This window comes from Acidovorax sp. GW835-FHT14B10 (assembly GCF_058793725.1).
Window position 1 is genome coordinate 64,761 of record NZ_JBXAGC010000023.1, and the last position, 12,603, is coordinate 77,363.

At 67.2% G+C, this 12,603-nt stretch carries 7 protein-coding genes; 1 reads left to right on the forward strand and 6 read right to left on the reverse strand.

Features of this window, described 5'->3' with window-relative positions:
* Positions 1-10 precede the first annotated feature (10 nt).
* The 6 genes from AC1Q5S_RS16665 to smc form a co-directional block, all read right to left on the reverse strand.
* Complete coding sequence (locus AC1Q5S_RS16665) at positions 11-565, reverse strand: sigma-70 family RNA polymerase sigma factor (protein WP_303834982.1); 555 nt, start codon at positions 563-565, stop codon at positions 11-13.
* A gap of 108 nt (positions 566-673) precedes the next feature.
* Entirely contained in the window at positions 674-2,983 is a 2,310-nt protein-coding gene (locus AC1Q5S_RS16670; RefSeq protein ID WP_303834984.1) for a penicillin-binding protein 1A, read from the reverse strand.
* A gap of 69 nt (positions 2,984-3,052) precedes the next feature.
* The gene (locus AC1Q5S_RS16675; protein ID WP_303834986.1) at positions 3,053-4,012 is read right to left on the reverse strand and encodes a patatin-like phospholipase family protein; all 960 of its coding nucleotides are present in this window, start codon (positions 4,010-4,012) and stop codon (positions 3,053-3,055) included.
* Entirely contained in the window at positions 4,012-6,198 is a 2,187-nt protein-coding gene (ligA, locus tag AC1Q5S_RS16680; RefSeq protein ID WP_492239106.1) for an NAD-dependent DNA ligase LigA, read from the reverse strand. Before ligA ends, AC1Q5S_RS16675 begins: the two co-directional genes overlap by 1 nt.
* Positions 6,199-6,212: 14 nt before the next feature.
* Positions 6,213-7,328 (reverse strand): cell division protein FtsZ, encoded by a 1,116-nt coding sequence (locus AC1Q5S_RS16685; protein WP_303834990.1) that lies wholly within the window; start codon positions 7,326-7,328, stop codon positions 6,213-6,215.
* 155 nt (positions 7,329-7,483) lie between these two features.
* Positions 7,484-11,008 (reverse strand): chromosome segregation protein SMC, encoded by a 3,525-nt coding sequence (gene smc, locus AC1Q5S_RS16690; protein ID WP_492239107.1) that lies wholly within the window; start codon positions 11,006-11,008, stop codon positions 7,484-7,486.
* A 627-nt stretch (positions 11,009-11,635) separates the two neighbouring features.
* Between smc and AC1Q5S_RS16695 the strand changes: the two genes are divergently transcribed.
* A complete protein-coding gene (locus tag AC1Q5S_RS16695; protein WP_492239108.1) occupies positions 11,636-12,298 on the forward strand; it encodes a cistern family PEP-CTERM protein in 663 nt (220 codons plus the stop codon).
* Positions 12,299-12,603: the final 305 nt, after the last annotated feature.

Consider the following 12,603-nt stretch of genomic DNA (forward strand, 5'->3'; position numbering starts at 1 on the left):
TGGTCTCCATTCAGCGCGGCATTTTTTCCAGCAACCCGGCGCGCGCCCGTGCAATGCGCGACTTGACGGTGCCGGTGTTCAGGTCCAACACGGTGGCGATGTCGTCGTACGACATTTCTTCGATCTCCCGCAGCAGCAGGATCTCGCGGTGTTCGGGAGGCAGCCGCGCCAGGGCTTTTTCCAGGCCCTGGTAGCGCTGCGCCGTCTCCAGCACGGCATCGGGTGCCGGCGCGGGGTCGGGGTGGCTGGCGGCTTCGTCTTCGTCCCAGGGCACAAAGGCCACGCGCTTGCCGCGCCGCAACCAGTCAAACGCAAGGTTGCGGGCGATGCGAAACAGCCAGGTGCTCAGCCGGGCGTCGGGCGTCCAGCGCGCCAGGGCCTGGTAGGCGTGCAAAAACGTTTCCTGTGTCAGCTCCAGCGCATCGTCGGGCGAGCGCGTCAGCCGCACCAGAAAACGGTAAATGCGGTCCTGAAAGCGTGCCACCAGCTCCGAAAACGCCGCGCGGTCGCCGCGCTGCGCTTGCGCGGCGCATGCTTCGTCATCGAGGTGGCTGCAGATTCCCATGGTGAACAGGTGCTTCAACGCACGGGCGGCCGGAATGTTCCAGGTATTTTGGATGCAGGGTTCGCCGGGATCTGCATGGCATCACCATGCATGAACACAGGCAGGCGGTCAACCGCCCGCAAGCCCCGGCAGGTCAGGCGCCCCCAGCTCCTCGCCGCGGACGGGTGGCAACGATGGCGCGTCATCGGTGGTCACCGGTGGCAGGCGGCGCGGCGCGGGCGCGGGGGACGGCTGGGCAGATGGCGCAGGCGGTGCGGGCGGATCGCTGCGGAACAGGCCCCGGATCCAGTCGCGCATGCTGTCCAGCGAACGGTCCAGCGACGGTGCGGTGTCGAACTCGTCCACGAACCGGTCCCGGCCGTGGACCACGTTGGCGCGCAGCGCCTGCTGCATGAATTCGCCCACCATGGGCAGCGCGCTGCGGGCGCCCTGCCCCCAGTAGTCGCTGCGCAGCGTGATGCGCCCGTCGTTGAAGCCAGCCCAGGCGCCCGCCACCACGCGGCTGTGCATGAGGATGAACCAGCCGTCGGTGTTGTCCTGCGTGGTGCCGGTCTTGCCCGCCACATCCGCCTGGATGCCGTAGCGCGTGCGGATGGCCGTGGCCGTGCCCCGGTCCACGGCGCCGCGCAGGGTGTTGCGCAGGGTTTGCGCGGCGCGGGCGTCAAACACCGCCTCGGGCGTGGGCGGGGCAAAGGCCTCCAGCAGCTTGCCATGGCGGTCTTCGATGCGGGTGATGAGCACCGGCTCCACATAGCGCCCCAGGCTGGCGATGGAGCTGTAGGCCGTCACCATCTCCTTGAGCGTGACCGGACTGGTGCCCAGCGCGAGCGACGGCACTTCTTCGAGCGGCGACTGGCGCACGCCCAGGGCGCGTGCCACCTCGGCCACGCGGGCCGGCCCCACCTGCTGCATGACCTGCGCGGTGATGGTGTTGCGGGAGTACGCCAGGCCGTCGCCCAGCGTCATGGGCTGATCGCTGGGCGGGCGGCCATCGGTGGGGCGCCACACGCGGCCGCCACCCAGGGGGATTTCCACGGCCTCATCCATCAGCGTGTCGTCGGGCGAAGCGCCGTTGGCAAACGCCGCGCCATACACAAAGGGCTTGAAGGTGGAGCCGGGCTGGCGCCGCGCCGCCTGCACATGGTCGAAGGGGTCTTGCGCAAAATCGCGGCTGCCCACCCAGGCCAGCACATGGCCGGTGACCGGGTCCTGCGCCAGAAAGCCCGCCTGCACGCGCGTTTTTTCGGTGCGCAGCTTGGCCATGAAGGCGCTGTCGGCCAGCAGCTCCTTGAGCGCATCCTCGGGCGCTTCACCCTTGTCGACGGCGCTGCGGTATTCGGCGCTTTCGCGCACCAGCGTTTGCACCAGCGCGTTGTGCGGGCCCCAGCCGTCGCGCCGCGCCCAGGCGGCGTCGGCCACGCCCTGCAACTGGCGCCCCTGGCGCGCCACCGCCTGGTTGGCATAGGCCTGCAGGCGCGAGTCGATGGTGGTGCGAATCACCAGGCCGTCGGAATACAGGCTGTAGCCCTGGCTGTCGGCCCAGGCAATAAGCTGTTTGCGCAAGTGCATGGCAAAGTGCGGCGCCGGGCCCATGACCTCGGTCTGGCGCTCGAAATTGACACGCAGCGGGCGCTTTTGCAGCGGCTCCAGTTGCTTGGCATCCAGCTTGCCGCGTTTGACCATCTGCGACAACACGGTGTTGCGCCGGTCCCTGGCACGCTCGGGGTTGAGCACCGGGTTGTAGTAGGCCGTGCCCTTGAGCATGCCGATCAGCGTGGCGCTCTCCAGCACATTGAGCTGGTCGGCCGACTTGTCGAAATAGGTGCGCGCGGCCATCTCGATGCCGTAGGCGTTGTACAGGAACGGCACGGTGTTGAGGTAGGTCTCCAGGATCTCGTCCTTGGTGTACGAGGCCTCGATCTTGAGCGCGGTGATCGCCTCCTTGAGCTTGCGCGTGAGCGTGCGCGAGCGGCCGATTTCCTCGGGGAACAGATTGCGCGCCAGCTGCTGCGTGATGGTGGAGCCGCCCTGCGGATCACCCCGCAGCGTCAGCACCACCGACGATGCCGTGCGCCGCCAGTCCAGCCCGAAGTGCTCGTAAAAGCGGTGGTCTTCGGTGGCGATGAGGGCCTTCACCACGTTGGGCGAAATCTGATTCAGCTCCACCCAGTCGCGGTTGGCCCAGCGGTATTCGGCCAGCAGCTTGCCATCGGCCGACAGGAGCTGCGCCGGCAGCTCGCTCTTGGCCTTGCGGATGTCACCAATGGACGGCGTGAATGGCACCAGCACCAGCGCATACAGCAGCAGGGCCAGCGGCAAGGCGGCCAGCAGCCAGGCCAGGCTGTGCAGCGACAGCAGCCGCTCGGGCCGGCGCAGCAGCCGCGCGAACGCGGCGCGCAGGGTCATCAGGGAGAGCATGGAAAATTGGAGTAAAAAGTGCCTCTGGCGCTTACTGGTAAAGCGCTAGCGGCTATGAAAGAAATAGCTTCATGCCATGAAACGCCGCAGCTGCGGCAGTGCAGCCCGAGCGGCGCGGCGGCCTTCCTCGATGGCTTCGGCGGCGCGGTGAAAGTCCAGCAGCCCCAGGTGCCCCAGCGCGGGCGCCACCACCACCTCGGGTGGGTCGCCCGCCATGCGGCTGCGGGTGATGCGCATCTGCATGATGTTGACGCTGGTCATCACCACGTCCAGCATCGAAGGCACGCGCGGCACGGGCGCCGCCGCAGCGTCACCAGCCCCCGGACTCCAGAACTTCAGGCGGCGCATCCAGTCGCCATTGCGTGCAGGTTCGGGCTCGGGCGCTGCAGGGCCGGCGCCAACCGCCTCCGGTGCATCGGCCTGCGGCTCACGTACAACGGCCAGGGGGTGCATGTTGCGGTGCAGGATGTCGCTGTTCAGGTCCACCGCGATCACGATGTCCGCCCCCATGGCGCGCGCGAGCGACGCGGGCACGGGGTTGACCAGGCCGCCATCCACCAGCAGCCGCCCGTCGTCCTGCACCACCGGCGTGAACAGACCCGGCAGCGCGATGGAGGCACGCACCGCATTGGCAATCGAGCCATGGCGCAGCCAGACCTCGGCGCCCGAATGCAGATCGGTGGCCACGGCGCCAAAGGACATGGGCGCGGCCTCGATGTCAAAGTCCGCGAAATTGCGGCGCCAAAAGGCAATCAGCTTCTCGCCCTTGAGCATGCCGCCCGAGAGGTTGAAGTCCATGAAACCGAACACATCGCGCATGCCCAGGCCCTGCACCCAGTCGGAAAAGCGATCGAGCTCCCCCCCGGCATAGGCCGCGCCCACCAGCGCGCCGATGGACGAGCCGCACACGATGTCGGGCCGCACGCCTTCTTCGGCCAGTGCCTGCAGCACGCCGATGTGCGCCCAGCCGCGTGCCGAGCCGCTGCCCAGCGCCAGGCCCAAGCGGGGTGCGCGCCGCGCCAGTGCCATCAGCCCGCACCCTCGGCCGCTGCGCCCGCGTGCAGCAGCGCCAGCATGCCGGCCTCGTCGAGCACGGGCACGCCCAGCTCCAAGGCCTTGGCCAGCTTGCTGCCGGCCTCTTCGCCCGCCACCACGTAGCTGGTTTTCTTGCTGACCGAGCCGGCTACCTTGGCACCGGCGGCTTCGAGCAGGTCCTTGGCGGCATCGCGGCCCAGGGTGGGCAAGGTGCCCGTCAGCACCACGGTCTTGCCGGCAAGAATCTGCGGTGCGCGCTCGGCGGGGGCACCTTCGGGCCAGGTCACGCCGCAGGCGCGCAGCTGCTCGACGACCTCGCGGTTGTGCGCTTGCTGAAAGAAGGTGTGCAGGCTTTGTGCCACCACGGGGCCCACGTCATTCACCTGCAGCAGCTGCTCGACGCTGGCATCCATGATCGCGTCGAGCGTGCCGAAATGCCGCGCCAGGTCCTTGGCCGTGGCTTCGCCCACATGGCGCAGCCCCAGGCCGAACAGAAAACGCGGCAAGGTGGTCTGCTTGGATCGTTCGAGCGCGGCCAGCACGTTCTGGGCCGATTTGTCGGCCATGCGCTCCAGCGCGACCAGCGAGGTCAGGCCCAGCCGGTACAGGTCGGGCAGCGTGCGGATCACGTTGGCGTCCACGAGCTGGTCCACCAGCTTGTCGCCCAGGCCTTCGATGTCCATGGCGCGGCGCGCGGCAAAGTGCAGGATGGCCTCCTTGCGCTGGGCAGCGCAGAACAGGCCGCCCGTGCAGCGGTGGTTGGCCTCGCCCTTTTCGCGCACCACGTCGCTGCCGCACACGGGGCAGGCCTTGGGCATGCGGAAGTTGGGCACGTAGCCGGCGCGGGTGCCGGGCATGACCCCGCCGCCGGGCCGCCCCAAGGCGGGGTCAGCCCCCCTGGGGGGCAGCGAGGACACGTCAGTGCCGAGCGTGGGGGCAATTACGCCCACCACTTCGGGGATCACATCGCCCGCGCGGCGCACGATGACGGTGTCGCCCACACGCACGCCCTTCTTGCGGATCTCGAACAGGTTGTGCAGCGTGGCGTTGGTGACGGTCACACCGCCCACGAACACCGGCGCCAGGCGTGCAACGGGTGTGATCTTGCCGGTGCGGCCCACCTGCACGTCGATGGCTTCGACCTTGGTGGCCATTTCCTGCGCCGGGTACTTGTGCGCCACGGCCCAGCGCGGCTCGCGCGTCTTGAAGCCCAGGTCGCGCTGCAGCTGCAGCGAATTCACCTTGTAGACCACGCCGTCGATGTCATAGGGCAGCGCATCGCGGCTGGCGCCCACCTGCCGGTGAAATGTGACCAATTCAGCAGCACCCACCGCAATCCGTACCTGCGCTGCGACTGGAAAGCCCCATGATTTCAGGGTCTGCAGCATCTCGTAATGGGTGCGAAACACCGGCCCGCCCTCGCCGAGCGGCGTGATGGCGCCCAGGCCATAGGCAAAAAAGCTCAGCGGGCGCTGGGCCGTGATGCCCGAATCGAGCTGGCGCACCGCACCCGCTGCCGCATTGCGCGGGTTGACGAAGGTCTTGCCACCCTGCTCGCGCTGGCGCTCGTTGAGCGCGTCGAAGTCGGCCCGGCGCATGTAGACCTCGCCGCGCACCTCCAGCAAAGGCGGCACATCACCGGGCAGTGTGAGGGGAATCTGCCGGATCGTGCGGATGTTGTGCGTGACATCCTCGCCCACCTCGCCATCGCCGCGCGTGGCGGCCTGCACCAGGCGGCCGTGTTCGTAGCGCAGGCTCATGGCCAGACCGTCAAACTTGGGTTCCGCCACGTATTCGATGGCGGGGTCGGCATCCGACAGGCCCAGTTCGCGGCGCACGCGGGCGTCGAACGCCTGCGCGCCCGTGGCCTCGGTGTCGGTTTCGGTGTGGATGCTGAGCATGGGCACCGCGTGGCGCACGGGCACCAGGCCCTCCATCACCGCGCCAATCACGCGCTGCGTGGGCGAATCGGGGGTGACCAGGTCGGGGTGCGCGGCTTCCAGCGCCTGCAGCTCGCGGTACACGCGGTCGTATTCGGCGTCGGGCACGGTGGGCGCGTCCAGCACGTAGTACTGGTGCGCCCAGTGGTTGAGCTGGTCGCGCAGCGCCTTGATTCTGATGGCTGGCTGCGCTGGATCCACGGGCGCTGGAGCCGAAAACAGGTCCAAATTCTCGGTCATGACCGCACCAGCGCTCAACTGAAGAGACGCCGCGCCAGCACCGACCCGGCCGACAGATCACGCCCATCGAGCTGGTCGTACAACAGCTCCAGGTCGGCGGCAATCGGGTCCATGGCCATGGCGGGCAGTGGCTGGCCATTCTGGTCGCACAGCACACCGTCCATGGCCTGGCACAGGGCGGCAGCCACGTCGCGCAGGCGGGCAAAGGGCTGTTCGCTGCGATGCACCTGGGCGACATCCAGGCTCAGCGTGAGGTCACGGATGGCGGATTGCTCGGGGTCTTCGGCCAGAGCGGCCTGCGTGTCGTAGCCCAGTGTGAGCACGGGCGGCAGGCCCTGGGTGCCGGCCGGCAGCACCAGGCGGCCGGGCATGGCGCCAGCCACAAAACCCAGACGGGCGGCGTTCTGCTGCACATAACCGGGGCTCCACGCGGCCTGGCGGGCGCGCAGCATGAACATGAGCTGGGCGTCGTGGTCGCTGGCGAACTGGTCCAGCTCGCGGGCGCGGGCCACTTCCTGCAGCATGTCGGGAAAGTCGGGCGCGGCATTGATGGCATCGGCGAAGGCCTGCGCCTTGACCACGAATTCCGAAAACTCGATCTCGTTGAGCGCGCCCGTGCGGTTGGCCAGTTGCACGCCGGCCTGAAAGCTCTGGTAGCGCTGGCCGGACGCGGGGGTTTCCCACTGCTGCGTGGCCTCGTTGAGGCCTTCGATGGCAAAAGGCTTGCTGCCCGCACGGCGCGTGGGCGGCAGCGCGGCCAGCGCCGCATCGCCCGACACGGATTGCTCGGGCTGCAGCGTGGCGATGATGTCGATCAGCGGGTCCAGCCCCAGGCGGCGCTCGTGCAGCAGGGGCGGCACCGGCAGCTCCATGGCATCGCTGGCATCCACCGTGTGGCTGGCGGGATCGGGGCCGCGGTCCAGGCCATGGAACGCGCCGCCATCCACCGGCGCGGCCGCATCGGCATCGAAGGCGGGCTCCTGGCGCAGCACCGGTTCGGCCGTGCGCTCGGGCTCTTGCGGCAAGGCGCGCTTGGGCGCATTGCGCCGGGAGGTCCAGGTGTTGTAGGCCACGATCAGGGCCAGCACCAGACCGCCGATGATGGCCAGACTCAGTTGCAATGTGCTCATAGAAAATATTGTCGGCTATCCGTTGCGCTGCGCACACCCAGCTGCGCATGAAACTGGCGCAGCCCATGCCAGGGACGCCGAACAAGGGCCGCCCCGCAGCGAGGGCGTCGTCCCCTGGAGGGGGAAGGCGCGAAGCGACACAGGGGGGGGGTGCTTCATACATTCGCCATGGAAAGGGCGCTTTCCATATCGACGGCCACGATGCGCGAGACGCCCTGCTCCTGCATGGTCACGCCAATCAGCTGTTCGGCCATTTCCATGGCGATCTTGTTGTGGCTGATGAACAGGAACTGGGTCTCGCGGCTCATGCTGGAGACCAGCTTGGCATAGCGTTCGGTGTTGGCGTCGTCCAGCGGCGCGTCCACCTCATCGAGCAGGCAGAACGGCGCGGGGTTGAGCTGGAAGATGGCAAACACCAGCGCGATCGCCGTCAGGGCCTTCTCGCCGCCCGACAGCAGGTGGATGGTCTGGTTCTTCTTGCCGGGTGGCTGCGCCATTACCTGCACGCCCGAATCGAGGATTTCGTCGCCCGTGATGATGAGCTTGGCCTGCCCGCCCCCGAACAGTTCGGGGAACATGCGGCCAAAGTGTGCGTTGACGGTGTCGAAGGTGCCCGACAGCAGCTGGCGCGTTTCACCGTCGATCTTGCGGATCGCGTCTTCCAGCGTGTTCATGGCCTCGGTGAGGTCTGTCGTCTGCGCATCCAGGAACACCTTGCGTTCGCTGGCGAGTTTCAGCTCGTCGAGTGCCGCCAGGTTCACCGCACCCAGGGCGGCGATCTCGCGGTGCAGGCGGTCGATTTCTCCTTGCAGGCCGCCCACGCGCACATTGCCGTCGGCGATCGACTGGGCCACGGCCTGCAGGTCGGCCTGGGCATCGGCCAGCAGCGTGGTGTATTGCTCCAGGCCCAGGCGCGCGGCCTGTTCCTTGAGCTGGAATTCGGTGATGCGCGCGCGCAGCGGATCGAGCGCACGTTCGAGCTGCATGCGGCGCTCGTCGCTGGCGCGCAGCTTGGCCGTGAGGTCGTCGTATTCGCTGCGCTGGGCTGAAAGGGCCTTTTCGCGCTCCATCTTCATGTCGAGCGCCTGCTGCAGGCCGCCCTGCGCGGCGGCGTCGGACAGGCGGGCCAGCTCATCGCGCGCACGCTGCTGCTCGTCGGTCAGCGCCGTGGCCTGCTGGGTGGCGGTTTCGATCGATCGGGACAGCTCCCCCCGGCGCGCCTCCACACTGCGCTGCGAGAACGTGGCTTCCTGCGCCTGGCGCTCCAGCGTGCGCTGCTGCTCGCGGCAGGCGGTGAGCTTGCGCTCGGCTTCGATCACCTTGTCGCCCAGTTGGGCCTCGCGCTCCTGGCTGTCGGCCAGCTGCATGTCGAGTTCTTCAAAGCGCGCCTCGGCGGACACGCGGCGCTCCTGCAGGTCGGCCAGCTGGGCCTCGACCTCGGCCAGGTCGCCGTCGATCTGCTGGCTGCGCGCGCGGGTCTGTTCGGCCAGCTGCGTGAGGCGCAGGGTTTCGACCTGCAGCTCGTGCGCGCGGCTCTGGGTTTCGGTGGCTTCGCGGCGTGCGGACACCAGGCGCTGCGAGGCGTCGGCATACGCCGCCTCGGCACGGACCAGGGCGGTGCGCGATTCTTCGGCAATCAATGCCTGGGCGCGCAGCTCCTTTTCGAGGTGCTCGATTTCCTGCGCGCGGGCCAGCATGCCGGACTGCTCGGAGTCCTGCGCGTAAAAACTCACGCTGTGGGCGCTGACGGCATGGCCGGTGGGCACGAACACCATCTCGCCGGGTTGCAGCTGGCTGCGGCGGGCCAGGGCCTCGTCCAGCGTGGGCGCGGTGGTGCAGCCCTGCAGCCAGTCGGTGAGCACGGCACGCAGGCCGGCATCGTGAAGGCGCAGCAGGTCCGACAGGCGGGCGTGGGGTGAGGATGTTTCGGGGTGGCCGGCAGCGGGGGCGCTGTAGAAGGCCAGCCGCGCGGGCGGGGCATCGGTGCCGCCCGACCCGAGGAAACCGCGCACCATGTCCAGGCGCCCTACTTCCAGCGCGCCCAGGCGCTCGCGCAGCGCGGCTTCCAGCGCGTTTTCCCAGCCGGGTTCGATGTGGATGCGGCTCCACAGGCCTTGCAGGCCATCGAGCCCGTGTTTGGCCAGCCAGGGACGCAGCTTGCCGTCGGTCTTGACCTTTTCCTGCAGCGCCTTGAGCGCCTCCATGCGCGCGGACAGGTCGGTCTGGCGGGCGCTTTCGGTGTTCACGGCCTGCTGGCGCGCACGGCGGTCGTCGTCGAGCTGGGGCACGGACTCCTGCAGCTCGTGCAGGCGGGCCTCGGTGGTCTCGGCGATTTCCTGGGCCTCTTCCAATTGCTCGCGCAGGTTGGCCAGGCGGGCTTCGTCGGGCGCTGCCAGCGCATTGCGGTCGGTGCGCAGGCGTTCAAAGCGGGCGTCGAGCTGGCGGCTTTGCTCGTCAAAGCTGCGCTGCTCGGCGGCCAGCACGCCAATCTGCTGCTGCACCTGCACGACGCTGCTGCGCTGCTCGGCCGTGCGGCTTTGCGCCCGGCGCAGGGCTTCTTCGAGGTCGGGCAGCTGCATGGCCTGCTCTTCGACCTGGGCGGCCAGCATCTCGGCGCGCTCTTCGGCGTCCACGCCGGCACCCGCGAGATTTTCGAGCTCGATGTCGGCCTCTTCCTTGCGGGTTTGCCACTGGGCGACCTGCTCGGCCAGGGTGACGAGGCGCTGCTCCACGCGCTGGCGGCCTTCGACCACGTAGCGGATCTCGGCTTCGAGCTTGCCCACCTCGGCCGTGGCCTCATACAACTTGCCCTGGGCCTGGTTGACCTGGTCGCCAGCGGCGTAATGCGCCTGGCGGATGGTTTCGAGGTCGGACTCCACGGCACGCAGGTCGGCCATGCGCGATTCGAGGTCGTTCACGGCCTGCAGGCCGTCCAGGCGCACCTTGGCCTGGTCGGCTTCAGCGTCGGCGCGCTTGAGGAACCACAGCTGGTGCTGCTTGAGTGTGGCGTCGGCCTGCAGCGCGTTGTATCTGGCGGCCACCTCGGCCTGTTTTTCGAGCTTTTCGAGGTTGGCGTTGAGCTCGCGCAGGATGTCTTCGACCCGCGTGAGGTTCTCGCGCGTGTCGTGCAGGCGGTTCTCGGTCTCGCGGCGGCGCTCCTTGTATTTGGAGACGCCGGCGGCCTCTTCGAGGAACAGGCGCAGTTCCTCGGGGCGGCTTTCGATGATGCGGCTGATGGTGCCCTGGCCGATGATGGCGTAGGCGCGCGGCCCCAGGCCCGTGCCCAGGAACACGTCCTGCACGTCGCGGCGGCGCACGGGCTGGTTGTTGAGGTAATAGCTGCTGGTGCCGTCGCGCGTGAGCACGCGGCGCACGGCCACCTCGCCGTACTGGCCCCATTGGCCGCCCGCACGGTGGTCGGAGTTGTCGAACACCAGCTCGACGCTGGCGCGGCTGGCCTGCTTGCGCGTGGTGGTGCCGGAAAAGATCACGTCCTGCATGGACTCGCCACGCAGCTCGCTGGCCTTGCTTTCGCCCAGAACCCAGCGCACCGCATCCATGATGTTGGACTTGCCGCAGCCGTTCGGCCCCACCACGCCGACCAGTTGACCGGGCAGCATGAAATTGGTGGGTTCAGCAAACGACTTGAAGCCGGAGAGTTTGATGGAATTGAGACGCACGAATCACCTGTAACACCGCACCGCTGACAAAGCGCCAGGGCCGGTCCGCAGTCGCCGCCGGGCGCGCTGGCGTGCCGGGCGGTTCGAAGGGTGAATGTTAACTGAGGTGGTTGGCTGGCCGCGCAGCGTGGGCAGGGCCATCGCCTGCGCGGCCTGGGAATGCAAAGCAACCCCCGCGCGCCCGCCCATGGGCCCGGGGGCTACCCAGCCCCTGTTTGTCGACTTTTTTTACACCCCATCCAATGGTCTGTGAAATTGGGATACGAAGTGTTTGATTTTGTTATCTATTTTTTGACTGGCATACATCATGCTTTCTGGTGGCGCATCCCTGTAAGAGTCTGTTTACGATCTCGCAGGGGATCGCGTTGGAGCGCAATCGGGATGAGTGGATGCTTCGGATGCGCCGCATGGGCTGGTGCCCATGCAAGCAGCCGGGGCGTCCAATCGCCCGATTTCGCTCCAACCCTTCGGGCAGTGGTCTTTGCGGGCGGTCTGCGGCGTTGCGGCGCTTGTGGATAGCTTGGCTATCCACTGCGCACCGCGCCTTACATCCCATCCCGCAAAGGCCGCTGCGCGACCCCTGGGAGATCGTAAACAGGCTCTAAGCAAATTCAAAGAAAGTCCCCCATGCATCTCAAGAAACTTCTTCACACCGTTGCCCTTTGCGGCGGATTGATGGGAATGGGCAGCAGCCATGCTGCGGCCATGATCTTCGACAACGTGGCCGACACGGGTTCGATTCTGTATTCGGCAACCCAGGATGGCGCCGCGCTTTACGCAACGGTGAAGTTCACACTCAACTCTTTGACTGCAGCGCAAGCCATCTTTGAAGTGGAGGTGTTGAACAACTCCTTCGGTCCGGGGACCAACCGGCTGATGTCGTTTGGCATCGACATCGTGAGCCCCACATTGAATTTCGCGTCCGCCAACGCAGGCTGGGATGCCACACGCAACACCAACTTCCCGTCTTTTCAAACCGTAGACCTTTGCATTTGGGATGGCAGCAGCTGTTCCGGCGGGGGCAACCAGGGCGTTGGCGAGGCGCAGACGGATATCTTTGCGCTGACACTGGGAACCGCCGGGAACTTCCTCACGAATGGGGTTTCATTCACCAGCCCTTATGCCGCCAAGTTTCAAGACGCTGGAACCCAGGGCAGTTCCGTTGAACTCGCCGGCTGCATCGTGGGTACGCCCCCTTGCGATCCCACCCAAGTTCCCGAGCCGGCCTCGATCGCACTGGTGGGTTTGGGCCTGCTTGGCGCCGCACTGGCCCGCCGCCGCAAGGCTTGAACGCACGGCGATGTCCGGGAATAGGCCGGATATCTTGCCGGCTCCCGTAAAAAGCGCTCACCGAGCGCTTTTTTCATGGACGCTTCCTGCCCGTTGGTCAGCGACCGGTTCTCCATACCCTGTCAGGGCGGACTCGCGGGCAAACCGGTCCTGTTTTTTAAAGGGCCAATTCAGTCCTGGCGTTTAGAGAAAACGCTGACAGCCATCAATTCTGATGAAAGCAGGCTGAGAACGTGTTTACGATCTTCCAGGGACTGACAATAGCCCGGTGAAAAGAAAGCCATACCCAAGCGACATCAGTAGAG